The organism is Sorangium sp. So ce385, from assembly GCF_051474135.1.
Classification (GTDB): domain Bacteria; phylum Myxococcota_A; class Polyangia; order Polyangiales; family Polyangiaceae; genus Sorangium; species Sorangium cellulosum_D.
On sequence record NZ_CP150337.1, the window covers coordinates 4654256 to 4678687 of the forward strand.

17 protein-coding genes are annotated in these 24432 nt (G+C 72.1%); 10 read left to right on the forward strand and 7 right to left on the reverse strand.

Going from position 1 to position 24432, the window contains the following annotated elements; genetic code table 11:
- Nucleotides 1-322: 322 nt before the first annotated feature.
- Nucleotides 323-2488: a hypothetical protein gene (locus WME83_RS17135; RefSeq protein ID WP_437320355.1), complete on the forward strand. Its 2166-nt coding sequence runs from the start codon at nucleotides 323-325 to the stop codon at nucleotides 2486-2488.
- Between the two features lie 81 nt (nucleotides 2489-2569).
- Here the strand turns inward: WME83_RS17135 and WME83_RS17140 are convergent, their stop codons facing one another.
- The 7 genes from WME83_RS17140 to WME83_RS17170 form a co-directional block, all read right to left on the reverse strand.
- A complete protein-coding gene (locus tag WME83_RS17140; RefSeq protein WP_437320356.1) occupies nucleotides 2570-3073 on the reverse strand; it encodes a hypothetical protein in 504 nt (167 codons plus the stop codon).
- A gap of 44 nt (nucleotides 3074-3117) precedes the next feature.
- Nucleotides 3118-3774: a CDP-diacylglycerol--glycerol-3-phosphate 3-phosphatidyltransferase gene (pgsA, locus tag WME83_RS17145; protein WP_437320357.1), complete on the reverse strand. Its 657-nt coding sequence runs from the start codon at nucleotides 3772-3774 to the stop codon at nucleotides 3118-3120.
- A complete protein-coding gene (locus WME83_RS17150) occupies nucleotides 3764-5437 on the reverse strand; it encodes a tetratricopeptide repeat protein (protein ID WP_437320358.1) in 1674 nt (557 codons plus the stop codon). Before WME83_RS17150 ends, pgsA begins: the two co-directional genes overlap by 11 nt.
- A 37-nt stretch (nucleotides 5438-5474) precedes the next feature.
- A complete protein-coding gene (hisA, locus tag WME83_RS17155) occupies nucleotides 5475-6200 on the reverse strand; it encodes a 1-(5-phosphoribosyl)-5-[(5-phosphoribosylamino)methylideneamino]imidazole-4-carboxamide isomerase (protein ID WP_437320359.1) in 726 nt (241 codons plus the stop codon).
- A 98-nt stretch (nucleotides 6201-6298) separates the two neighbouring features.
- Nucleotides 6299-7291, reverse strand: a complete 993-nt coding sequence (locus WME83_RS17160) for a hypothetical protein (protein ID WP_437320360.1) — start codon at nucleotides 7289-7291, stop codon at nucleotides 6299-6301.
- A gap of 76 nt (nucleotides 7292-7367) precedes the next feature.
- The gene (locus tag WME83_RS17165) at nucleotides 7368-9089 is read right to left on the reverse strand and encodes a protein kinase domain-containing protein (protein ID WP_437320361.1); all 1722 of its coding nucleotides are present in this window, start codon (nucleotides 9087-9089) and stop codon (nucleotides 7368-7370) included.
- Between the two features lie 151 nt (nucleotides 9090-9240).
- Complete coding sequence (locus WME83_RS17170; RefSeq protein ID WP_437320362.1) at nucleotides 9241-10368, reverse strand: formylglycine-generating enzyme family protein; 1128 nt, start codon at nucleotides 10366-10368, stop codon at nucleotides 9241-9243.
- Nucleotides 10369-10685: 317 nt separating this feature from the next.
- Here WME83_RS17170 and WME83_RS17175 point away from each other — a divergent pair, with 317 nt between their 5' ends.
- From WME83_RS17175 to WME83_RS17215, 9 genes are all read left to right on the forward strand, one after another.
- Nucleotides 10686-12929, forward strand: coding sequence for a response regulator (locus WME83_RS17175; protein WP_437320363.1), 2244 nt, complete (start codon nucleotides 10686-10688; stop codon nucleotides 12927-12929).
- An 87-nt stretch (nucleotides 12930-13016) separates the two neighbouring features.
- Nucleotides 13017-14369 (forward strand): STAS domain-containing protein, encoded by a 1353-nt coding sequence (locus WME83_RS17180; RefSeq protein ID WP_437320364.1) that lies wholly within the window; start codon nucleotides 13017-13019, stop codon nucleotides 14367-14369.
- 260 nt (nucleotides 14370-14629) lie between these two features.
- Complete coding sequence (locus WME83_RS17185; protein WP_437320365.1) at nucleotides 14630-15472, forward strand: SIR2 family NAD-dependent protein deacylase; 843 nt, start codon at nucleotides 14630-14632, stop codon at nucleotides 15470-15472.
- Nucleotides 15473-15484: 12 nt separating this feature from the next.
- Nucleotides 15485-16027 (forward strand): non-canonical purine NTP pyrophosphatase, encoded by a 543-nt coding sequence (locus WME83_RS17190; RefSeq protein WP_437320366.1) that lies wholly within the window; start codon nucleotides 15485-15487, stop codon nucleotides 16025-16027.
- 178 nt (nucleotides 16028-16205) lie between these two features.
- Nucleotides 16206-17243 carry an aldo/keto reductase gene (locus WME83_RS17195; protein ID WP_437320367.1) on the forward strand — a complete coding sequence of 346 codons (1038 nt, stop codon included), beginning with the start codon at nucleotides 16206-16208 and terminating at the stop codon, nucleotides 17241-17243.
- Nucleotides 17244-17289: 46 nt separating this feature from the next.
- Nucleotides 17290-17973: an HAD-IB family phosphatase gene (locus WME83_RS17200; RefSeq protein WP_437320368.1), complete on the forward strand. Its 684-nt coding sequence runs from the start codon at nucleotides 17290-17292 to the stop codon at nucleotides 17971-17973.
- 799 nt (nucleotides 17974-18772) lie between these two features.
- Nucleotides 18773-21301 carry a penicillin acylase family protein gene (locus tag WME83_RS17205; protein ID WP_437320369.1) on the forward strand — a complete coding sequence of 843 codons (2529 nt, stop codon included), beginning with the start codon at nucleotides 18773-18775 and terminating at the stop codon, nucleotides 21299-21301.
- A 1219-nt stretch (nucleotides 21302-22520) separates the two neighbouring features.
- Nucleotides 22521-23405, forward strand: a complete 885-nt coding sequence (locus tag WME83_RS17210) for a PP2C family protein-serine/threonine phosphatase (protein WP_437320370.1) — start codon at nucleotides 22521-22523, stop codon at nucleotides 23403-23405.
- Nucleotides 23406-23599: 194 nt separating this feature from the next.
- Nucleotides 23600-24415 (forward strand): Cof-type HAD-IIB family hydrolase, encoded by an 816-nt coding sequence (locus WME83_RS17215; protein ID WP_437320371.1) that lies wholly within the window; start codon nucleotides 23600-23602, stop codon nucleotides 24413-24415.
- The last annotated feature ends 17 nt before the right edge of the window (nucleotides 24416-24432 follow it).

Here is a 24432-nt window from a genome sequence, read left to right on the forward strand (position 1 = left end):
CTGCGCCGGGTGTGCCGGAGACATATCACGCAAGTTGCCCAAAGACGTTAGGCAAGAAGCCAACGGCCGCTACAGCTCGTTATTTTTCCGGGAGAGCACCGCGCCTCTCCTCCTTGATGAGCCAACGTAAGTCGATACGTTGGTCGCGCTCGTCGGTCCGGCCATGCCGCGCCTCGCGCGAGCGCCGCTCGCAGAAACCCAGCCGGAGAGGAGAATCATGGGACGACAGCTGCTCTTGCTTCCGTTGACCGCACTCGCAACGTTGACCTTTGCGGGGGCCGCTGCCGCGTCCGAGTGGCACACCGTACCGCCGAGCTCGGTGGTGACCGCCCCGTCCCTGCGCGTCGCCGGCGGCGCGCGCAGCGCGGCGGAGGCGTACCTGAAGCGCGCCGTTTCCGAGCTCCGGCTCCAGGGGGTCTCGCTGCGTTATGAGCGCGAGCTCCAGGACGGCGATCACCGCACCGTCCGGTTCGCGCAGTTCCACGCAGGGCTCCCCGTGCTCGGCGGCGCCGCGGCGGTCCACGTCGCCCCGGGGGGCCGCGTGGAGCTCGTGGTGCTCGACGTGGCGCGCGACCTGTCCGTCCCGGCGGCGCCGAAATACCGAGAGGAGGCGGCGCGGAGCGCGGTCGAGGCGACCTACGGGATGAGCCTGCCAGAGCGTCCGAGCGCGGCGCTCGCGGTGTTCCCCGAGGCGGAGACGGGCGGCAAGCTCGTCTGGGTCGTCGACGTCCGGTCGGAGCTCGGCGGCGAGCGCTTCCTCGTGGACGCGCACGCCGGCAAGATCGTCCACCGGCGATCCCTCGCCGTCCACGCGCGCGGGCGCGTCTACCCGATCAGCTCCGCGGTCACGCCAGAGCTCGAGGATCGCGAGCTCGTCGACCTCGACGCGGGGGATCCGCAGACGTTGAGCGGCTGGGGCGGCAACCTCAGGGTGGTGAACTACGTGGATGGCGACCTCATGAGCGGCATCCCGCTCACCCTCGAGCAGAGCGTCGGTCCGAACGCGGGGGAGGACTTCCTCTATGATCCGCCGCGCAGCGCGGACGACGCGCGCGACGAGTTCGCGCAGGTCGGCGTCTATTACCACCTCACCCGGATGCGGGATTACTTCACGACGACCCATCAGCTCGACATGGCGTCGCCGAGCTGGAAGCTCGTCGCGATCGCCAACATGCTGGAGTCGGGCCGGCCGATGGACAACGCGTTCTTCTCGCCGATGGGCTCCGAGGCGCCCTTCAGCGCGCCGAACCTCATCGCCATCGGCCAGGGCTCGTTCTTCGACTTCTCGGACGACTCCGACGTGTTCCTCCACGAGTTCACCCACTACGTCACCGCCAACGCGGTCGGCTACAGCGAGGGCCAGTTCGCGGTGAGCGAGTACGGGCTCTCCCCCTGGGCCGGCAGCATCGACGAGGGCCTCGCGGACTACTTCGCGTGCACCGTGAACGGCGACTCGACGCTCGGCGAGGCGTCGCTCGAGCCCTTCGGCGCGCAGCGCGAGCTCTCGGACGACGTCAAGGTGTGCCCCGACGATCTGGTCGGCGAGGTGCACGACGACGGCGAGCTGATCGGCAGCCTCGCGTGGTCGTTGCACGAGAAATTCGGGGCCGAGCTGGGCGACAAGCTCGTCTGGAGCGCGGTGACGCTGCTGACCCGCAACGCCTCGCTCGGCGACTTCGCCAAGGCGCTGACGAGGGCGACCGACAAGCTGGTGGGCTCCGGCGAGCTCACGGCGGCGGACGCGGACACCGTCGCGGCGCTGCTCAAGAGCCGCGGCCTGGACGACTGCGAGGAGGTGCTCGACCTGAGCGGGGGCAAGTCGCGCAGGACGCACATGTTCGGCATCGACTCGCTGGTCTACGGGACCGGGGCGTCGTGCGTGGAGTGGCGCAGGCAGCTCAGCCTCCAGAGCCTCTTCCACTTCAAGAGCACGCCGGACCGGGCCGCGAAGGGCATCCGCTTCACCGTGGAGCTCGAGCCCCGCGGCGGCACCGATCTCGACTGGAGCATCTACGTGAGGAGCGGCCGGCACGTCGGCTTCGCGATGGGCGACGTGATGCCGGAGGCCAGGAACTACGAGTACAGCGTCGAGGGGATCACGGACACGTACGGGGAGATCGTCATCGACGAGACGTCCGATCCGCCGTTCGACCCCACGCAGACGTACTACATGGTGATCGGTCACGCGAACTGCCCGTCCGCCGCCGTGGCGGTGGACAGCGCCGATCTCGGGGTCGAGCCGCCGCCGGTCGATCCCGTGGACCCGGTCGAGCCAGAGCCGGAGCCCGGCTCGACGGGCGGCGCGACGCCGGGGCCGACCGATCCGGCCGAGGAGACGCCCGCCGAGGCGCCCGCAGCGGGGTGCGCGTGCCGCGCCGCCGCGCCGAGCGCGCCGATCACACCGTGGACGGCGCTCGCGGGGATCGCGCTCGCCGGAGCGGCCGCGCTCAGGCGGAGCGCGCGCCGGAATCAGCGGGAGCCGCGCTGAAGCCGCGCAGGGCGGACGGCTGGCGAGGCGCGCAGCGCTCGTGCGCCTCGCTGGGATAGCCGTGGCGCGGCGTCCGCTGCGCTAACGTCCGCCGCTGCCGCCGCTGCCGCCGCTGCCGCCGCTGCCGCCGCTGCCGCCGCTGCCGCCGCTGCCACCGGCGCCGCCGCTGCCCGCGCCCGCCCCGCCGTCGCCGCCGTTGCCGCCCGTGCCCGCCCCGCCGTTGCCGCCGTCGCCGTCGCCGCCGTCACCGCCGTTGCCGCCCATTCCAGCACCCCCCGTGCCGCTCGTGGTGGTCGTGGTGGTCGTGGTGGTCGTGGTCGTCGCGGTGCTCGTCGCCGGATTCTGGGTCGGATCGCAGACCTGCGTCACCACGCCGGGCGTGCAGCAGCGGTGTTGTTGCTGCTGCTGGCCGATGCCCCTGCACTCGAGGCCACTCGCGCAGTCGTCGTTGCCGTTCGCGATGTCGCAGGGCTCGCCCTCTTGCTGCTGGCTGCAGCTCGCGGCGGAGGCGACGAACGCCGCGGCGAGCGCGGCCAAGAGGAGCGCGGGGCGCAAGGCGTTGCGCGACGTCTTCAGGGCTTTCACGCGCGCTGGTCTAGCAGAACCCGGCGGGCTTGCCTATTGCCCATCTACGGCGGAGGAGCGGCCCGGTTCTTCGCGTCGATCGCGTCGATGAACAGGCCCATGTACTGCGCGGCGCTCGTGATCGAGAAGACGAGCGATAGATAGATGAGCAGCCGGCCCACGTGCACCACGTCGACCTCGCCGAAGTCGACGCCGAGGTGGATGTGGTACGGGTAGCCGAGGATCAGGCAGACGATGCCGATCATCTGCAGCGCCGTCTTGATCTTCCCGCCGTCGCCAGCCGCGATGACGAGCCCCTCGGTCGACGCGATCGAGCGGAGCGCCGTGATCGTGATCTCGCGCGAGATGAGCAGCACCACCGCCCACGCCGGGATCCGGCCCATCGGGACGAGCCACACCAGCGTGCCGGCGACGATGAGCTTGTCGGCCAGCGGATCGAGGAACTTGCCGAGCACGCTCACGAGGCCCTGCCGGCGCGCCAGGTAGCCGTCGAGCATGTCCGTGATCGCCGCGAGCGAGTAGACGCACGCGGCCCAGAAGCAGTCCCGCGGCGCGCCCCTCGAGAGCAGCAGGAGGACGGCGGGGATCATGAGGATCCGCGCGAACGTGAGCAGGTTCGGGAGGTTCCTCGCGTCCTCCCAGAGCGTCCTCCGCCGCTGCGCCTTGATGCCCCGCAGGGACGTGTCCGCGCTAGCGACCATCGACGAGAACCATCCCCTCTCCACCGAACGTCACGAAGCCCTGCAGCCCGCCGGGCGCCTCGGTCGCGGGCAGCGTGCGCGGCAGGAGCCGGCCCATCCACCCGAGCACCGCGGTCGCGCGCATCGACGTCGGCCGCGACGGGGTGATCTCCAGCGCCGCGGCGCGCTCGGGCACCGAGAGCACCATGTGGCCGCGGCCGCGCAGCTGCACCATCGCGACCGCCTCGCCGTCGCCGGCCGGCAGGCGGCCGTTCTCGTAGCCGATCGGCAGCTCGAAGCCGACGAGCACGTCCTCGCGCAGGAAGATCGGCTCCTCCCCGAGCGTCACCGCGTGCAGCCGCCGCCCCTCCAGCGCGCCGAGCACGAGCTCGCAGCGCGCGCCGATCTCGACGAAGGGCGTGCTCGGTCCGCCGAGCGGCTCGTCGAAGACGCGGCCGCGCGCCTGCCGCTTCAGCACGTGCGTGGCCGTCCCGGGGAGCGTGCTCATCGTGCGGAGCGCGTCGAGCCGCGCCACGAAGCCCTTCGCGGCCTGCACGAGGACGACGCCGCTCGCGTGCCGCGCGACCGCGACGTCGCGCGGGAAGACGAGCAGCCGCTCGCGCGCCACCGAGAGCAGCGCCTCCGGCGGCTGCACCGCGAGCGGCGTCGTGGACGGCGGCGGCGTGCCCGGCGCCGCCGTGGGGGGCGGCAGCGACGACGACGACGCACGCGCGGCCGCCTTCCTGCCCGCGAGCGCCGCGTCCCCGGCCGCGGAGACCGGGACCGTGAAGCGGCCCGTCATCGACGGCTCCTCCGGCGCCATCGAGCCGCGCCGCACCGTCGGCGCCGCGCCCCCGCCGGGCGGCGCCTGGACCGCCGCCATCGACGGGACCGTCGGCGCCGCGCTGCCCCTCGGCGCGGGCGATCGGCTCGGCCCGGCCGCGCCCGCCCCGAGGCTCCGGAGCGACGGCGGCGCCGGGATCGTCGGCATCGTCTCGCGGCCAGGCTCGATCGCCGACCAGGTCCCGGACGGGATGCGCGGCAGATCCGAGTCGTGCCGGAAGCCCGCGCCGGCGCGGTCGAGCGCCTGCACCGCCTCGCCCGCGGCGCGCTGCACCTCGGCCCTCGCCTCCGCCCTGGCCTCGACCGGCGGCTGGTCCTCGGTGTCGGGCGGCTCGGCCGGGTACCTGCCCGTGGAGCCGCCCGTCATGTCGAGCAGGCGGCGCGCCATCGCGTCATGGCCGCCCGCCGCGAACGCGTGGCTCGCGCGCTCGTAGTCGCCCATGCGCTGGAACGCGAGCCCGAGGTAACCCCAGGCGCGCTGGTGCTTCGGGTTCTGCTCGAGCGCCTTCTCGAGCTCGGACCGCGCCTGCGCGGGCTGCCCGGTCTTGAGGTACGAGAGCGCGAGGTTGATGCGCGGCTCGACCGCCTCCGGGTGGGCCTGGATCAGCCGCTCGTAGATCGCGATCGCCCGCGGGTAGAGCCCCAGCCTGAAGTAGACGATCCCGAGGAGGTCCTGCCCCTTGGGATCGCTCGGCTGGAGCGAGAGGGCGCGCTCCAGCTCCGCCTTCGCGGCGTGGACCCGGTTGTCCTGCAGGAGCTCGCTGCCCCGGTGCAGGTGGAACAGGAACTCCTCCGCTGCGACTTCGCGGGTGGAAGGCCGGGGGTCGTCGCGCTCGGGCATCGTCGGCTGGAGCGTACACGAAAACGCACACGCGCCGTCAGGCGCTCGCCGCCTCGATCGCCTCGGCGAGCGTGAAGGCCCCCTCGTAGAGCGCGCGGCCGACGATGACGCCGCTCACGCCGGGGATCTGCGCGAGCGCGCGCAGGTGAGAAAGCGAGCCGACTCCGCCGGAGGCCAGCACGGGGAAGCCGCACGAGCCGGCGAGCTCACGGGTGGCCTCCACGTTGGGGCCGACCTGCGTCCCGTCGCGGGAGACGTCGGTGTAGAGGAGCGCGGCGATGGGGGCGCCGGCGAGCGCGCGGGCCACGTCGAGCGCCGTGACCGAGGAGACCTGCTCCCAGCCCTGCACGGCCACGCGCCCGTCCTTCGCGTCGACGGCGACCACGACGCGCCCCGGGAAGCGGCCGGCGAGGTCGCGCACGAGCGCGGGGTCGTTCACCGCGGCGGTCCCGAGCACGATGCGATCGGCGCCGAGCGCGAGGTAGCTCTCGGCCGCGGCGGCGGAGCGGATGCCGCCGCCGACCTGCACGCTGCCCCCGTCCACGCCGAACGCCGCGACGACGGCGCGGACCGCGTCGGCCTGCACGGGCCGGCCGGCCCGGGCCCCCTCCAGATCGACCACGTGCAGCCGATCGCACGAGCGGCGGAGGCGGGCGGCGAGCGCCGCCGGGTCCTGGTCGTAGACGGTGACCTGATCGTAGCGGCCTTGATGGAGGCGCACGGCCTGGCCTCCGAGGAGATCGATGGCGGGGATGAGCTGCACGCGGCGGGTCTAGCGCGCCTCCGCGCCGGCGGGTAGAGGCGGCGAGGGCGCGCGCGCTCGTCCGCGCGGGCGCCGCGCCGCCGCGCCGCCCCGCCGCGTCACCACGCCCCGCTCGCCCCCAGCACCACGCCTTCGGGCCCCGCCGAGAGGACCCCGGCGCGGATCCGCCTTGACGTCGCGCCGGCGGTCGCCTCGCTCTGGTTCGGCTCGGTCAGGTAGAGCACCGCCGCCGCCCCGAGCCCGACCAGCCCCACGCCGAAGCCGATCGTGCTCACGAGCCCCGTGGCGCTCGCGCTCTCGGCGGCGTCGAGCCCGACCTGGTCGCAGGCCGTCTCGTCGCTCGAGCCGATCCCGCTGCCGCAGTGCTTCTCGACGACGCTCTTCCGGCCCAGGGTGAGCGCGCCCGTGATCCCGCCGAGCACGAGCCCCGCCACCCCGACGCCGCCGGCCACGTACACGGCCGTCCGCCGGCCCGACGCGCCGCCCGCGGGGGCCGCCCCGGCGTCGTTCACCTGCAGCTCGACCCGCCTCTTCTCGCCCTGGGCGAGCTGGATCCGCGTCTCCCAGACGGACCCTCCCGGCGCCTGGGTCGACACGACGTGCTCCCCCGGCTCCACCGGGACGCTCGCGCCGAGCGCGGCGCTGTCCACGACGTCGCCGTCGCGCTTCACCACCGTCCCTGTCGGGGCGCCGGGCGGGAGGGCGAGCGAGAGCTCCGGCACGAGCGGGGCCAGCCTGTCGCGCTCCTGCCTGGCCACCTTCGGCCGGTCCCCTTGCCGGCTCTTCTGCTCCGGCGGCAGCTGGTCGTACTGCGCCAGGTACTCGCCGAAGTGCGCGGACGCGGCGGCGATGCGGCCCCACCGCGACTCGCAGGTCGCGAGCGTGAAGAGCGCCCCCAGCTTGGGCTCGAGCCGATGGCTCTCGGCGATCGCCTTACAGCCCGCCTCGTACCGGCCCGCCTCCATGTCGGCGAGGCCTTGGTTGAAGAGGGTCTCCGCGGCCGCGCTGTCCTGCGCCGCGGCGGGCGCCGCGGCGGCGAGCGGGCAGAGGGCGAGGGCGAGGGGGGCAATCCGGCGCAGGCAACGTGTCATGGTCTGGCGCATCCACAGGGCGAGAGGTCGGACGGCGTGGGCGATGAGGGAGCCGGCATCGCGGCGGACATGGATCTCAATCCCGTCCGAGCAAGGGGACTTTGGGGCGCGTCGAGGGGCCCTTTCGCTCGCTCGGGGCCGGCCTCGGCGGCGTCTTCGGGGGAGCGCTCGCCGGCCTGCGCGCGGCCGGGCCGGCGCTGGCGCTCGGCGCGGACGCCGCGGCGTCGGGCTGCGCCGCCGCGGGGTCGGCCGCCGCGGCCGAGGGCTCGGCCGACGCCGCGGGGTCGGCCGCCGCGGCCGAGGGCTCGGCCGACGCCGAGGGCGCCGCGCTCGGCGCGGGGGTGACGGCGGCGCCCGACGCGCCGGCGTCCTGCGCGGCGGCCTCCGGCGACGCGGCCACGTCCGGCTCGGCCCCGGTGCGCATCAGGAGCCAGCTCCCCGCGATCACCAGCACCCCGAGCCCGAGGACCGCCGCCGCGGCGACGAGCGGCGCCCGGCCCGGCTTCGCAGGCGCGATCAGCCCTGCGGGGACGGAGGTCATCGAGGTCTCCATCATGGTCGCCGCGAGCGGCACGCCCGGCACGCGGGCCGGGTGCTCCGGACCGAGCGGGGCGACGCTCGTCATCGCGGGCGTCATCAGCACGGGCGCGGTCATCCCGGGCGCGGGCATCCCGGGCGCGGGCATCCCGGGCGCGGTCGTCCCCGGCGCGGGCATCCCGGGCGCGGTCGTCCCCGGCGCGGTCATCCCGGGCGCGGGCGTGGCGAGCGCCGGCATTCCAGGCGCGGTCGTCCCGGGCTGCGGCATCCCGGGCGCGGTCGTCCCGGGCGCTGGCGTGGCGAGCGCCGGCGTGGGGGCGCTCGCGAGGGACCAGGACGGAGCGCTCGGGTGGGGCGCAGGCCCGCTGCTGGCCGCCGCGAAGCCGAGCACCTCGGAGAGCGCCTGCGCCGCCTCGCTCGCGGTGCGGAACCGCGCCGCCGGATCGACGGCCGCGACCCTGGCGAACCACGCGTCGAAGCCCGGCGGCAGCACCACCCGATGCGCCATCGCGCGCTGCACCGGCGGCTCCTTCGGCCCGTGGACGACCACCAGCGCGAACGCGATCACATCGCCGGCGCTGATCGCCTCCGGGCTCCAGTACGGCGTCCCCACGAGCAGCGTGTACGCGATCATCCCGAGCGCGTAGATGTCGACCGCGCTCGTGAGCTTCGTGTCGACGCGGAACTGCTCGGGCGCCATGTAGATGGGCGTCCCGAGGCTGCGCGTGAGGCCGGCCGCGGTGCCGCCCTCGGCGAGCAGCTTCGCCACGCCGAAGTCGAGGATCTTCATGCGGGGCGTCCCGTCGTCCCGGTGGGTCACGAACAGGTTCTCGGGCTTCAGATCCCGGTGGATGATGGCCGCGGCGTGGGTCCGGTCGAGGGCCGACGCGGTCTGCTGGAGGTACGTCGCGACCTCGCCGGGCGGCAGCCGGCCGAGGCGCTTGAGGCGCTGGCCGAGCTCCTCGCCGCGGAGCAGCTCCATCACCAGGAACGGCATCCCCGTCGCGTCGTCGATGCCCGCGTCGAAGACGTCGACGATGTACTCGCTCTCGATGTCCGCCGTGATCTGTGCCTCGCGCTTGAAGCGGCTGCGCATCTCCTCGCTCTGGAAGAGGTACGCGTGCATCACCTTCAGCGCCCGGCGGCGGTTGGTCTCGAGGTGCACGGCCTCGTAGACGGACCCCATCGCGCCGACGGCGAGGAGGCGCACCACGCGATAGCGGTGCGCAAAGACCGTTCCGTCCGCGAGCGTGGCCGACACGGCGGGAGGGTCGCGCGCGGCGGCGGTCGCGTCAAGGATTCAGGGGGCGGCGAAGGACAGCGCGCGCGCTCCTCATCGGTTTACCGGGATCGGTTACCGGGATCGGTTACCGGGATCGGTCACCGGCGGCGGCCATGGCGGAGCGGGCCCATCACCGCGCGCGCGCGCACCGAAACCCGGTGCCCGCGAACTCCCCGCCGGGGCTGCGCTCCTCGAAGGCCGAGGTGAGCAACGTCTCCTTCTCGCTGCGCCAGCCCCCGCCCCAGATCATGCCGTTCGCGTCCGGGGTGAGGACGGCGCAGTCCTCGCACTCGAGCGGGATGTCCTCGGCGAACGAATCCAGCACCCACTCCCACACGTTTCCGCCCAGGTCTGCATGCCCCCACCGCCCGTCCCCGCGCGGCGACCTCGACCCGCCCGGCTGGAGGTCCGCGATCTCGCACGACCCGTCGAGGCCGCAGCCGTACACCGCGTAGCTCTCGTCGGGCTCCGCGGCGCTGTCCGCGGTCGACCAGGGGTACGGTCGCTGCTCGTCCCCGCCGGCCGCCGCGTAGCGCCGCTCCGCCGCCGTGGGCAGTCGACCGCCGTCCCAGGCACAGAACGCGAACGCCACGAACCAGCTCACACAGGTCACCGGCAGGAGCTCGTGGTCACCGACCTCGTCGGTCCACGAGTAATAAGGGTCTTCGCAGTGCGTCCACGCCATCAACGCGTCTCGATCGACTGGCATCTTGTCGTCCCATTCGGCGCGCCACCCGCTGTCCGGGATCTTCGGGTGCGCTCCCGCGCCCACGACCGGCCACGCCGCCGGGTACTCCGAGACGAACGCCCGGAACCTTCCCACCGTGACCTCGAATCGATCCAGCCGGAAGTCGCTCACCGTCGCCGGGCGCGGCTCGGCGTCGCCGCGATCGAACGTGCCTCCGGGCACCCCCAGGCTCGCGCAGCAGCTCTCGTCCCCCCGCGGCCCGCAGATCGCGTCCATGTCGGCGCAGCTCCTCGGGACGGTGCAGCCGCCGTCCTGGCACAGGGGCGCCTTCTCGGGGCACTCGGCCTCGTCCTGCCATCGGCCGGCCTCGTCGCACGCCTGCGGCCTGTTCTCCCGGCACCGCACCTCGTCCGGCGTGCACGCTTCACCGCCGCCACCGCCGCCGCCCGCGGCCCCGCCGCCGCCTCCTCCGTCCGCGAGGTGGTACGGCTCGTCCACGCCCACGATCGCCGTGCAGCCTCCCATCGTGAGGCATGACGCCGTCCACATCGCCACCGCCGACCTGCTCATGTCCATCTTCTCTCTCCCTAGGGCAATCGCTCCGTCGGCATCGCCGGGCCCGCGCGGCGTCAGCGGCTGACCCCGGTGGCCGGGTGCTGGACCTTACCGCACCTCCGCGCGCGGCGAGGCAAGGCGCGCGCGCGCGCCGGCCGCGAACGGCGTGGCGGAGGTCCGAGGGCTGCTGGTAAGCTCCGGTGCGGGCTCGATCTCCACGTGGCCCGGGGCGGCGAGCGGGCGTGAGGCAGGAGGAGCATGGGGGAGCGGAGGAGCGCACGCGCGACGCGCTCGTCTTGCCCCTGTGACTGCGGATCGCGGGCAAGGCGGGGATGCACATCACAGAGTCGACTGCGCGCGGACACGATGCCCTCGCCGAGCGGCGGGCCGAGCCCATGGACGTGAACGGACCGGAGGGCGCTCGACCGGAGACCCTCCTGATCGTCGACGACACGCCCGCCAACCTGGCTGTCATCATCGATCACCTGGAAGACCAGGGCTTCGAGATCGCGATCGCCCAGGATGGCGAGGAGGCCGTGGAGCGGGCGGAGCTCTTGCGACCCGATCTGATCCTGCTCGACGTCGTGCTGGTGCCCGGGATCGACGGCTTCGAGACGTGCCGGCGCCTGAAGGCGTCCGCGAGCACCCGGGAGATCCCGGTGATCTTCATGACCGCCCTGGCGGACACCGCCGACAAGGTCGCTGGATTCGAGGCCGGCGGGGTCGATTACGTCACCAAGCCGTTCCACCTCGATGAGGTCGTCGCGCGCGTCAGGACACACGTGGCCATGCACGCGATGCGCCGGAAGATCGCGGCGCAGAACGCGCAATTGCAGCGGGAGATCGCCATGCGCGAGCAGTTCGAGTCCGCCCTGCGGCTCGCCCACGGCGCCCTGGAGCAGCGCGTCGCCGAGCGCACGGTCGAGCTCGCTGCGGCGAACGCCACGCTCCAGGAAGAGAGCGCCGAGCGCAAGCGGGCCCTCGCGGCCCTGGGCGAGAGTCAGCACCTCCTCCGGGCCGTCATCGACAACTCGACGGCCGTCATCTACGTCAAGGACGTGGCGGGGCGATACGTGCTCATCAATCGCCACTTCGAGAGGCTCTTTCATGTGACCGAGGCGTCGATCCTCGGCAGGACCGATGACGAGCTGTTCCCGCCCGCGCAGGCCAGCGCGTTCCGCGCCTTCGACCGGCGGGTGCTCGACGCCCGGACGCCGCTGCAGGCCGAGGAGCTCGTGATGCAGGACGACGGCCTGCACACCTACATCTCGATCAAGTGCTTGCTGCGCGACGCGGCCGACGAGCCGTGGGCCGTCTGCGGCATCTCGACCGACATCACCGAGCGCAAGCGGGCGGAGGAGGAGCGGGAGGCGCTCCTCGCCCGCGAGCAGGCCGCGCGCGAGAAGGCCGAGGCCGCCGACCGCCTGAAGGACGAGTTCCTCGCCACGCTCAGCCACGAGCTGCGCACGCCGCTCACCTCCATCGTCGGCTGGGCGCAGCTCCTCTGCACGGGCACGCTGGACGCGGCCACGACGCGGCGCGGCTTCGAGTCCATTCAGCGCAACAGCCTGGCCGAGATGCAGATCATCGAGGATCTGCTCGACGTCTCCGCCATCGTGAGCGGCAAGATGACCCTGAAGGCGCAGCCGGTCTGCCTCGCCTCGGTCCTCCGCGCCGCGCTCGACACGCTGACGCTGGCCGCCGACGCCAAGGGGGTCAGCGTCTCCCTGTCGTTGAATCCGGAGGCCGGCAAGGTCTGGGGAGACGGCGGTCGCCTGCAGCAGGTCGTCTGGAACCTGCTCGGCAACGCCGTCAAGTTCACGCCGCCGGGCGGGCGCGTCGCCGTGTCGCTGGACAAGGTCGGCGCCACGGCTCAGATCCGCGTCAGCGACACCGGGGAGGGGATCAGCGCGGAGTTTCTGCCCCTCGTCTTCGAGCGTTTTCGCCAGGCCGACAGCTCGATCCAGCGCCGGCGCGGCGGGCTAGGCCTCGGCCTCTCCATCGTGCGGGATCTCGTGGAGCTGCACGGCGGCGCGGTCCGCGCCGAGAGCGGCGGTCCGGGCCAGGGCGCGACGTTCACCGTCGAGCTGCCGCTCCTGCCGTCGGCCGAGGAGCCCGCTGCCCCGGGCGCCGCGCTCGCGCCCCGGGGCCGCGGCGCGGCCTCCCCGCCGGTCCTGGCCGGCCTGCGCGTCCTCGTGGTCGACGACGCGCCGGACATGCGGGAGCTGATGGCGCGCCTCCTCTCGGGGGCGGGCGCCGAGGTCCGCGTCGCCGGGTTGGCGCGGGAGGGCTTCGAGCTCGTCGAGCCGTGGCGGCCGGACGTCATCGTGAGCGACATCGGCCTGCCCGGCGAGGACGGTCACGCGCTGATCCGCCGCGTCCGGGCGCTCCCGGCCGAGCGCGGCGGCGCGACGCCCGCGATCGCGCTCACCGCGTATGCCGGCCAGATCGCGCGCGATCGGACGCTCTCCGAGGGATACCAGATGCACATCCCCAAGCCGGTCGATCCCGCCGCGCTCGTCGAGGTGATCGCCCGCCTGGCCCACCCCGGCGGGTCCGATCTCTCCCGCACGTAGCCCGGCGCCATGGATATACTCGGCGATATGTCACTCTCGGAAGCGGCGCGCGCCCTCGAACAGGCCCGGGCGAATCATCGGTTGGACATGGATCGGGGGGTATTCTACTCCTACGGCATCCCCTCGGCGATATTCTGGCTCAACCCGTCGCTCTTCCGGATGCTCGAGCCGCTCGTCGTCGAGGTCGGCGTCCCGCTCTTCCGTCTCCTCGTGGCCCAGCACTCCAGCATGGGCACCGACGAAGATTACCACTCGATGGTGACCACGTTCGGGAAGACGTTCGAGGAGGGGTTTCTCGCCTGGGGGCTCGCCGTCTCGACGGGGGGCTGGGGTCGATTCGAGCTCCCCGTGTTCGACAGGGCGTCTCAGCGCGCCGTGGTGGTCGTGCGCAATCCCTGGGAGCTCGAGATGCAGCGCGGCTCCACGGTGCGCTGGGGCTGCCCGTTCCTCCAGGGGAAGATCATCGGAATCCTCTCTCACGCCCTCGGGGTCAACTGCTGGGCGGATGAGCTCCTGAGCGCGCCGGACGAGGCCCAGGCCTCCGTCGAGTTCCGCATCTACCCTTCGGACAGGACGCTCGACGCGGAGATGGCGCGGCTGCGGCTCGCGCATCACGAGGAGGCGAAGCGGAAGCTCGAGGAGCGGGCGCTGGAGCTCCGGCAGAGCGAGGCGCAGCAGCGGGCGATCCTCGCCTCGCTCAGCGAGGTCGTCTTCACGCTCGACGAGGAGGGCCGGCTCACGAGCTATCATGTGCCGAAGGAGATGAGCGCCTTCCACGAGGCGCCCGAGCGCGCGATCGGCCGGCACGTGCGCGACGTGATGCCGCAGCGGATCGCCGCCGTGCTCCTCGGCGCGATCGACGATCTCGCCCGGGATGGGGCGCCGCGCACGGTCAGCTACGCCCGGGAGCATGGGGGAGAGGAGCGGTTCTTCAGCGCCAAGCTCTCGATCCTGCGGGATCCCGTCTCGGGCCGCGGCGGGGTGACCGTGGTCGAGCGCGACGTGACCGACCGGGTGCGCGCCGAACAGGCGCTCACGGAGCGCCTCAGCGTGATCGAGCGGCAGCAGGAGATGATCCAGGTCCTGTCCACGCCGATCATCCAGGTGTGGGACGGGGTGCTGGCGCTGCCGCTCGTCGGCGTGATCGACGGCCGCCGAGCGGCGTCGATCACCGAGAGCCTGCTGCAGGAGATCGTGAGCACGCAGGCGCGCGTGGCGATCCTCGATCTGACGGGCGTCGACGTCGTGGACTCGGCGATCGCCGATCACTTCCTGCGCATCGTGCGCGCGGTCGAGCTCCTGGGCACGACGTGCCTGATCTCGGGGATCCGGCCCGCGGTGGCGCAGACGATGACGCAGCTCGGGACGGGGATCGAGAAGGCGCGGACGTTCGGCACCATGCGGGCCGCGCTGATGTCCGTGACGCGGCGGAGGGCCTGAGCCCGAGCTCGGGAGGCCGTCGGTCGGCGGCGGGCCTCCTGCGCTCGTGATGCGCTGCGTCCGTCCGGTCCGTCCGCGCGCCGCGAGGCGATCGAGCGAGCGGGCGCCTCGTTCGTGCCGCCGGGCGCCGGCGCTCCCGTCCAGTCCGCCGTGGTCGAGAGGTGCTGCGAGCGACCGGGCCGGACGGGATCGCGAAGCGCCCTGGCCGAGCCAGCGCTGGTTGCGCGAGGTCGGCGGGTGGATACCATCGCTCGCCGACGATGGCTGTTCTGACGCTCGAGCAAGCGGCGGTCCCGCTCCGGCAGGCGTACCGGGAGGGGCGCCTCATCCCGTTTCTGGGCGCAGGCTTCTCCGCCCCGCTCCAGCTGCCGATGTGGAGGGAGCTGATGGGGTGGATGGGCCAGGCGCTCGGCTTCGAGCCCGCGCTCTTCGAGCTGCACGGCCTGCCCCCTCAGCTCGCCGGCTTCTTCGCCCGGGAGTGCGACGGCGGCCTCGACAGCTTCATCGCCGAGATGCGCGCGCGCTTCCACGCGCGCGAGGTCAACGAGCGCCGCAGGAGCTCGTCCCAGCACATGGCGCTGGCGCGCCGCCATTTCCCGACCATCTACACGACCAATTTCGAGCACCACATCGAGGAGGCGCTCCGCGACGCGGGCAAGCAGGCCGTGGCGCTCTCCACGTTCGACGACTTCGCGCGTTGCCCGGCCCAGGGGGCGTGCCACGTCATCAAGTTTCATGGCGACCTCAACCGGCCCGAGACCGTGGTGCTGACCGAGACCCAGTATTTCGGCCGCCTCCGGCTCGAGGCCGCGCCCGATCAGCGCCTGCGGGCCGATCTGCTCAGCAACACCTTCCTCTTCCTCGGTTACAGCTTCAGCGACGTGGACATCCGTTACATCTGGTATCGCATGGAGCAGATGCGCCTCGAGGGCAGCTCGCCCGGCGCGAAGCGCGCGTTGAACCGCCGCGGCTACTGGGCGACCTTCGGCGCCGGGCTCATCCAGCCGGCGCTGCTCGAGGACTGGCACATCGACGTGATCGAGCTCGACCCGAACGACAAGACGAAGAGCGTGGTGGACCTGCTCGACGCGCTGGAGGGGTGAGGGCCGACGATCATGGTCTATTTCGTCTCCTCGAACGAGGACAAGCTCGAGGACATGATCCACGCCTGGAAGGACGGCCCGTCGCCGCTCCGGGTCCTGCGGCTCGACGTGCCCGAGGTGCTCTCCTCGGATCTCGACGTCGTCGTGCGGGAGAAGGCGCTCGCCGCGTACCGGCTGGCGCTCGTGCCGCTCTTCGTGGAGCACGGCGGGCTGTTCATCGAGCATCTGAACGGCTTTCCGGGGCCGCTCGTGAAGCCGTTCTGGGAGCGGCTGCAAGACCGGATATGCTCCCTCATCCCCCCGGGGACGTCGCGCGCCGCGCGGGTCGTCCAGAAGGTGTGTTACTGCGACGGCCGGACGCTCCGCATCTACACGGGCAGCGTCCTCGGGGAGATCGCCTGCGAGCGGCGGGGCGACGAGGGGATGCACTGGGAGCCGATGTTCATCCCGGCCGGGCACGCGCGGACGCTCGGGCAGATGCCCCGCGACGAGCGCCTCCGCTGCTCGGCGCGCACCGAGGCCCTGCGGGCGTTCCGGAGCGACATCGGCCTGTGATCGGCGCCGCGCGGCGCGGCCCGCGCACCCGGGGGCGACGCGCGTCTCCCGATGTCGCTTGACTTTCGGATCGCCCTGGAGTTCCTAACCGTCCACGACCGCGGCAAAGGGGCAAGCGCCTGGTGTCCGGCGTCCGCTCCCTGCGTCGGAGGTTGTCCTCATTACGCGGAGAAGATCCATGGAATTCAGGCTGCTGGGCGGGTCAGGGTTCAAGGTGCCCGTGCTGAGTCTCGGGACGGGCACGTTCGGCGGAGGCAACGAGTTCTTCCGGGGCTGGGGCGCGACCGACGTGGCCGAGGCGACCCGGCTGGTCGACGTCTCGCTCGAGGCCGGGATGAACATGTTCGATTCGGCCGATGTCTACTCCAACGGACTGGCGGAGGAGATCCTCGGCCAGGCGATCAAGGGCCGGCGCGATCGGGTCATCATCTCCACGAAGGCGACCTTTCGCTTCGGCTCGGGCCCGAACGACGTCGGCTCCTCGCGGCACCACCTGCTCCGGTCGGTCGAGGGCAGCTTGCGCCGCCTGCAGACGGATTACATCGACCTCTTTCAGCTGCACGCCTTCGACGCGCTCACGCCGATCGAGGAGACGCTGGGCGCGCTCGACGACCTCGTGCGGGCGGGGAAGATTCGGTACCTGGGCTGCTCGAACTTCTCCGGCTGGCACCTGATGAAGTCGCTCGCGGTGTCGGAGAAATACGGCCTCTCTCGGTACGTGGCGCATCAGGCGTACTATTCGCTCGTCGGGCGTGACTACGAGTGGGAGCTGATGCCGCTCGCGCTCGACCAGAAGGTCGGCGCGGTGGTCTGGAGCCCTCTCGGCTGGGGGCGCCTCACCGGCAAGATCCGGCGCGGACAGCCGTTGCCGGAGGTCAGCCGGCTCCGGAACAAGCTGGCCGCCGAGGGCGGGCCGCAGGTCGATGAGGAGTATCTCTATCGGGTGGTCGACGCGCTCGACGAGGTCGCGAAGGAGACGGGCAAGACCGTCCCGCAGATCGCGATCAACTGGCTGCTCCAGCGGCCGAGCGTCGCGAACGTGATCATCGGCGCGCGCAACGAGGAGCAGCTTCGGCAGAACCTTGGGGCCGTCGGGTGGAGCCTGACGCCGGAGCAGAGCGCGAAGCTGGAGGCCGCGAGCAAGACGCCGCTCGCCTACCCCTACTTCCATCAGACCGGGTTCGCCGAGCGAAACCCGTTCCCCGTCGCGGTCTGACCGTCTGCGCTGGCGGCCGGCGCGAAGGCGTGCACAATCCGCGGCCGTGCTCATCCTCAGCGACTTCGACGGAACCATCACCTGCGCCGACCTGACGAACGAAGTCTGGGACGCCCACCTCCGTTATGACTGGCGGAAGGAGCTGCTCTCGCTGTCGGCCAGCGGCCAGATCACGCCGCTCGAGCTCCTCCGGCGCGGCTATGCCGATGTGGACCGCCCGGCGGACGAGCTCCTGGCCTTGCTCCGCCCCCACGCCGGTCTGCGCCCGGGCTTCGACGAGCTGCTCGCGCTGTGCGCCCGCCGGGGGTGGGTGTTCCATGTGGTCAGCCACGGTCTGCCGTTCTACATCCGCGAGTTCCTGCCGCCGGGCACCGCGTTTTCTTGCTTCGATGCCGTCTTCGACGGCCGCTGGCGCGTGACCGTGCCGGAGGCGGTGCGGCTCGGCCCCGGCGACGACTTCAAGATCCGCGTCCTCGACCAGCTGAAGGCCGCGACCGGCGAGGCCGCCACCGTCTACATCGGCGACGGTCGGCTGGACTATCCCGCGGCGCGGCGCTGCGACCGTGTGTTCGCGGTGCGGGGCAGCGCCCTCGACGTGCTCTGTGCGCGCGACGGGGTGCCGTGCACGCCATTCGACAGCTTCACCGAGGTCTGCGCGGCGCTCGACCTCGGCGACGAGCGCCCGGCGGGCGCCGCCCGTGCCGGAGAGCGAGCTCCCGGAGGCGGTTGACGCGAGCTCGCCTCGGCCCTCGGGCGGCGCCCTCGCCGGGGCTCGAAGGCCCTGAACCGGAGGAGATGGGGGACACCGCGGCCCCGGGCCGGTCAGGCGTGCCAGACGGCGTTGCGGCAAAGCGACCTCCTGGGGTGACGTCACCGTCCGGCGACGCTTTCTTGCGCGAGCAGCGCCGCGGACGATCACTCGGCGGCGGCCCGTGAACCACGCATCGCGACACGAGCCGGGAACACGGGGGAACACGGCGCGACACGGCGCGACACAGCGCGACACGGCGGGACAAGCGACGGTGAACGGCCAGGGCGTCTGAATCGAGCTCAGGGCCCATGCTGCATGGCGCGTATGCCGACTGGGTGCTAGGTTGCAGATTTTACGGGCTGTCCGCGCGCAACCGGCGCGCAATCCTCGCGCAAACACGCGCAATTCGCGCAAACAGTGCGCGTTCTCGCGACCTAGATCGTTTGAGACAGTGTCTATCAGCGGCGGTGTACAGTGTGTCTGTATAATGGGTGTAATTAACGAATAACTTGACTTTCGAATCACATTGGTTAGTTCCTATCCGCTTATCTCGTGCATGTGAAAGCAACGTAGGAGGCGCTCGTTCGTCTTGTCCGCTGCTTGTCAGTGAACACGCTGCAACCCGTCTGATCGCCTGATCGTTCGGGGCAGTATTTTGTGCTGACATCCGCTCAGCCGCGCATCGCCCATGCGGGGCGGCATGCGGCTCGGGGTGAGCGTGGCGCACGTGACCTGCAAACTGCGGCCCTTGCGAGGGGGCCAGCAGAAGGAGATCGGCATGATCAGGCGAATGACCGGCGTGGCATTCCTGCTGTCTGCTGCCGCGTGCAGCGTGGCCCAGGATGATCAGGGGTTGGCAGAGCAGACCGCGGCAAAGGAGACCGCGGTCGAGATCAGTGGCCTCGACGTGGCGTACATCCGCGTGGACGATCGCGGGATGTCCCACGTCACCGCATGGGACGAGAAGGCGGGTTACGGCGGCCTTTGCTATGCGATGGCGCGCGACCGGCTCTTCCAGATGGACGTGCTGCGCCGGAGCGCAGAGGGGCGCCTCTCGGAGATCTACGGGCCCGGCGACGACGACGGCATCCTCGGCCAGGATCTCCTCGCCCGCGCGCAGAACCTGCGCGCGTTCGCGGCGGCGCGCTACGCATCGGCGGCCTCGCGGACGAAGCGCGCGCTGCAGGGCTGCGCGGCTGGCGTGAACAAGTACATCTCCGAAGCCAAGGCGTCGAGCGGTGGCCTGCCGATCGAGTTCCAGACCCTCGGTTATCAGCCGGATCCCTGGACGCCCGAGGACAGCGTCCTCGCCTACATTTACGTGGGTGTCACCTTCGACACCCTGACGTGGTTCACCAAGCTCGAGCGCGCGGCCGTCGCCTCGATCGCGGGGACGGAGGTCGCGACGACGCTGATCAAGGAGGCTGCGAACGAGGTGTCGATGTTCGACGCGCAGGGCAACCTGAACCCGGTCTCGACGTTCCTCGTGCCGCCTGGCCCGACCTCGCCGTCCGCGACCATCGTGAACCCGCCCCCGCCGACGTGCCTGGAGGGGGCGCGCCAGCTCACGGAGCAGCTCCGGCAGATGACGCCCGTGAGCGGGCGCGCGAGCAACGCGTGGGCGGTGGACGGGCACCTCACCTCGACCGGGAAGCCCCTCCTCGCGACCGATCCGCACTTCCCCCACGCTACCCCGTCCGCCGTCTACCTGGCTCAGCTCAAGGTGAACGGGCAGTACAACGTGGCAGGCTGGATGGTGCCCGGGTTCCCCGGGTTCATCAGCGGTCACACCGAGAGCATCGCCTGGGTGCCGACGTTCTCGCTCTTCGACAGCGTCGACCTGTACGTGGAGACGCTCCGCCCGGCGAGCGGGGGACGGGAGGAGGTGCTCATCAACGGCCAGTGGAAGCCGGTCACCAAGCGCGTGGAGACCCTCCGTGTGAAGGGGCAGCCGGATGTGCAGCGGACGTTCCGCTCGACGCCGCACGGGCCGATCCTCAACGACGGTCTGGACGGGCTGGAGGCGTTCGGGACCCTCGCGCTCAAGTCGACCGCGGGCCAGCCGGAGTGGAAGGTCGACGGCTACTTCGAGATGCCGGCGGCGCAGAGCTTCCCGCAGTTCAAGGCGGCGGCGCTGAAGCAGAGCATCGGCTGGAACTTCATCTTCGCGGACTACGCGGGCACGCACGGCCACATCGGCTACCAGAACTCGGGGCTCGCGCCGCAGCGCCAGAGCCCGCTGAACGCGCTCTATCCGGTGCCGGGGACGGGCGGGTATGAGTGGACCGGGTACGCCACGAACGCCGAGCTGCCCTCGGTCTACGATCCGCCGTCGCATATCCTCGTGACGGCGAACAACCGGATGGTGCCGCGCGACTACGCGCCGCAGGGGCGGCCGGTGCACCTCGCGAACTACTGGGACATGCCGTGGCGCGCGCAGCGGATCATGACCCGGCTGACGACGGCGACGCAGCCGCTCACGCCGCAGGACATGGCGTCGATCCAGCTGGACACGCAGACCACGATCGGGTTGCCGCTGCGCGACAGCTACCTGGCTGCGCTCGGGCGCGTCGGGCTGCCCGCGGACGATCCGAGCGCCGTCGCGGCGGTGGAGGCCCTGCAGCAGTGGGACGGGAACGCGGCGGCGAGCAGCCGCGGCGCGGCCGTCTACGAGATGCTGACCTTGATCCTGCTGCGCAACACGGTGACGGACGTGGTCGGTCCCGACGAGTATGCGCTCTTCGCGCCCAACGTGTTCCTCACGAACCAGCTCAACGGCTTGATCGACGTGCTGGAGAACCCGCGCGCGCCGTATTTCGGGATCAGCGAGGGCGTGGATCCTGGGGTCGCGCGGGACGAGGCCGTGCGCCGGGCGCTCGGCGAGGCGGACGCGATGCTCCGCGGGACGCTGGGGTCGGACGTGAGCGCGTGGACCTGGGGCGGGATCCACGAGCTGACCTACAACCACCCGCTTGCGGGCGAGGACGCGCGCTTCGATATCGGCACCTTCCCGGCGACCGGCGATGTGGAGACGGTGAACATCGGCGGGTGGTTCGCGAAGGTCGGGATCCTGGCGCTTCCGCCCGGCGAGTTCGAGGCCGCAGGCGGGGTGCGGGGCGCGCTCGACCAGGACTCGCTCAGCGCGACGCGGCTGGTCTGGAACCTCGCCCCGCTCGACGGCTCGCTCGGGGTGATGAGCACCGGTATCAGCGGGGATCCGCGGACGTGCCATTACGCGGATCATGCGGAGGCGTGGAGGTCGGGTCAGATCTTCCCGATGCCGTTCACGTCCGCCGCGATCCCTTGAGTGGACCGCCGCTGGCGGGCGACCTCACTGTGATCGGCGCATCCGGATAGCGCCGCCCTACCTGCCGCCGGTCGATCTGCTGCCGGCGACCTCCCACCTGTGCGCTGCCCACCCGCCATCGGTGACCCCAACCTGGGTCGGTGACCCCAACCTGGGTCGGCGGTGACCCCAACCCGGGTCGGTGACCCCAACCCGGGTCGGTGACCTCAACCTGGGTCGGTGACCCCCGGTGACCCCAACCTGGGTCGGTGACCTCAACCCCGGTCGGTGACCTCAACCCGGGTCGGTGACCCCAACCCGGGTCGGTGACCCCAACCTGGGTCGGTGACCTCAACCCCGGTCGGTGGCGTCAACCCGGGTCGGTGGCGTCAACCCGGGTCGGTGGCCTCAACCCGGGTCGGTGGCCTCAACCCGGGTCGGTGACCTCAACCCGGGTCGGTGGCCTCAACCCGGGTCGGTGGCCTCAACCCGGGTCGGTGGCCTCAACCCGGGTCGGTGGCCTCAACCCGGGTCGGTGGCCTCAACCCGGGTCGGTGGCCTCAACCCGGGTCGGTGACCTCAACCCCGGTCGGTGACCTCAACCCGGGTCGGTGACCTCAACCCCGGTCGGTGACCCACCGCCGACCGACGCACCTCGGTCGCGCCACCGGCCACCGAACCCGGGTCAGGCCCCCGCCGGTCAGGCCCCCGCCGGCCATGGCGCCAGGCCCTGCTTGACGTGGCCCGCCGCCGCACCAGACGACGTAGCGATGGCGGCGATCAGCGACCGACCCACGGCATTCCGGAGACCCACGCGGGTATCTGGCGTGATCCGCATAACAGTTTCTGCGTTCCCGCCTTATCGCCATCAGGGAATCCAGGAGGCCCGCCACGCCGGCCTCCATCGCGCAGATGCGCGCACCCGGGTTCGTCGTGAGCTCCCTCTCCTGGCGCGAGCCGGATGCGCCATGCCGTTCCCGCGCCGCCTCGCCGCGCGGCGCGCCCGCTGGACAGGTCGAGCGCGCTGCGGTGGCGCCCCTCCGCCCTACATTCCCCGCCTCGCCGGCGCAGCGCGCCCCTCCGACCTCGCCTGCGCGACGACACGGTGCAACGGTGGAGCCGGCGGTCGGCGCGCGCGTCGGCCGGCGCTCGGCAGCGCGCGCAGCTCGCCGCTCCCATGCCTGCTGCTCGGCGGGAACGGTCGGTTCATGGATGGAAACGAGGAAACAGGAGACATCACATGACAGAAGCGACACTGGGAGCCGGGGACATCACCGTGAAGGCCTGCGGCATCACCGACCTCGGGCGAGTTCGCAAGAACAACGAGGACACGCTCCTCATCGCGCACCTCACCTCCGCCGCCAAGACCGCGCCGCCAGCCCATGAGGTCACCTTCGAAGCCTCCTATCCCGTCCTCCTCGCCGTCTCCGACGGCATGGGCGGCGCGGCGGCCGGCGAGGTCGCGAGCGCCCTGGTCGTGGAGGCGCTCCGACGGGCGATGGCCTCGGCGCGCGGCAACTGGGACGACGCGACCCTCCAGGCCGTACAGCGCGCCAACCGCGAGGTGTGGCAAGCCGCGCAGCAGCCGGGCCGCCACGGCATGGGCGCGACGCTCACCGCGATCTGCGTGCACGGGACCGAAGCGCACGTCGCCGAGGTGGGCGACTCGCGCGCCTACCTGATCCGCAACGGGCAGATCCTCCAGATCACGCACGACCAGAGCTTCGTGCAGGCGCTCATCGACGCCGGCATGATCCAACCCGAGGAGGCCGAGCAGCACCCGATGAGGAGCATGCTGCTCCAGGCGATGGGCCTCGATCCCGACGTCAAGGCCAGCGTCGCGCGGCTCGATCTCCGGCGCGACGATCGCCTCCTGCTCTGCTCCGACGGGCTCTCGAACAAGCTCTCGGCCGCGGACATGCTCGCCGTGGTCGAGCGGGGCCCCTCGATCGAGGCCGCGTGCGAGCGGCTCGTCGCGCTCGCGAACGATCGCGGCGGCGAGGACAACATCACCGCCATCGTCGCCGAGCTGCACGGAGGAGGGCTCACGCCGCCGAGGAGAGGCGAGAAGCCGACCCAGACGCTCCACACGGTCACCGAGTTCGACCCGAGAAAGAAGGCCTGACGTCGAGCCCGTCGGCTCCTCGAGCTCCCGGCGCCCGAGCCCCGCCCGAGCCCCGGTCCGCCCGCGCGCCGCGAGGTGACGTCAGGCGCCTCGCCGCGCCGAGCTCCCGTCGCTGCCGCGCGCGGCGACCGCCGGACGGCTCGCGCGCGCGCGCTCGGCTGTGGTACGGGCGGGCGGCAGGCAGGAGAGCGCGCATGGTCCCGGGGAGCTTTCGCGGCGTGGCCTTCGATCTGGACGGGACCCTGCTGCGGTCCGATCATTCGATCTCGCCGGAGATGCGGTCGCTGTGCTCGGCGCTCACCGGGCGGGGGCTCCTGGTGACGCTGATCAGCTCGCGCCCCCCTCGCTCCGTGGGGCAGATCGCCGCCAGCCTGGGGCTTTCGGGCCCGTGGGCGGCGCTGAACGGCGCCTTCGTCGCCGGCTCCGGCGGCGAGAGCCTCGGCCGCTCACCCCTGCCGGAAGCCACCGTCGAGCTCATCCTGGCGCGCTATGGACGCGACGAGCGGATCAGCCTGAACCTCTACGCCGGCTTCGACTGGATCGTTCAAGCCGCGGACCGGCGCGTCAGGGCCGAGGCCGACATCGTGGGCTTCGCGCCCATCATCGATGCCGGCTTCGCGAGCCGCCCCGCGACCGAGAAGCTCCTGATGATCACCGACGAAGAGAGCAGCGAGAACGCGCGGCTGGCCGAGGAGCTCGCGGCGCTCGACGACGGCATCGCGGTCGCGCGCTCGAAGGACAACTACATCGAGATCACGCGCCGCGAGATCGACAAGGGGCGCGCGCTCGCGCTCATCGCGGCCAGCCGAGGCCTGTCCGCGCGCGAGATGGTCGCAGCCGGCGACGGCGAGAACGACGTTCCCATGCTGAAGGCCTGCGGTCTTCCGATCGCGATGGGCCACGGCCCGCAACCGCTCAAGCAGGCGGCGGCGCTGATCGTCGGGAGCAACGACGACAACTCCCTCACCGACGCGATCGGCCGCATCTTCGGGGCCGCTCCGGCGCGCTAGCTCGCGCGGCGTCCGCC

What these genes read in the sequence shown, in the direction of transcription:
- pgsA (WP_437320357.1), bottom strand. Translation starts at nt 3,774, where the DNA reads ATGGTCGCTAGCGCGGACACGTCCCTGCGGGGCATCAAGGCGCAGCGG.
- WME83_RS17150 (WP_437320358.1), bottom strand. Translation starts at nt 5,437, where the DNA reads ATGCCCGAGCGCGACGACCCCCGGCCTTCCACCCGCGAAGTCGCAGCG.
- WME83_RS17160 (WP_437320360.1), bottom strand. Translation starts at nt 7,291, where the DNA reads ATGACACGTTGCCTGCGCCGGATTGCCCCCCTCGCCCTCGCCCTCTGC.
- WME83_RS17170 (WP_437320362.1), bottom strand. Translation starts at nt 10,368, where the DNA reads ATGAGCAGGTCGGCGGTGGCGATGTGGACGGCGTCATGCCTCACGATG.
- WME83_RS17175 (WP_437320363.1), top strand. Translation starts at nt 10,686, where the DNA reads ATGCACATCACAGAGTCGACTGCGCGCGGACACGATGCCCTCGCCGAG.
- WME83_RS17180 (WP_437320364.1), top strand. Translation starts at nt 13,017, where the DNA reads ATGGATCGGGGGGTATTCTACTCCTACGGCATCCCCTCGGCGATATTC.
- WME83_RS17185 (WP_437320365.1), top strand. Translation starts at nt 14,630, where the DNA reads ATGGCTGTTCTGACGCTCGAGCAAGCGGCGGTCCCGCTCCGGCAGGCG.
- WME83_RS17190 (WP_437320366.1), top strand. Translation starts at nt 15,485, where the DNA reads ATGGTCTATTTCGTCTCCTCGAACGAGGACAAGCTCGAGGACATGATC.
- WME83_RS17195 (WP_437320367.1), top strand. Translation starts at nt 16,206, where the DNA reads ATGGAATTCAGGCTGCTGGGCGGGTCAGGGTTCAAGGTGCCCGTGCTG.
- WME83_RS17205 (WP_437320369.1), top strand. Translation starts at nt 18,773, where the DNA reads ATGATCAGGCGAATGACCGGCGTGGCATTCCTGCTGTCTGCTGCCGCG.
- WME83_RS17210 (WP_437320370.1), top strand. Translation starts at nt 22,521, where the DNA reads ATGACAGAAGCGACACTGGGAGCCGGGGACATCACCGTGAAGGCCTGC.
- WME83_RS17215 (WP_437320371.1), top strand. Translation starts at nt 23,600, where the DNA reads ATGGTCCCGGGGAGCTTTCGCGGCGTGGCCTTCGATCTGGACGGGACC.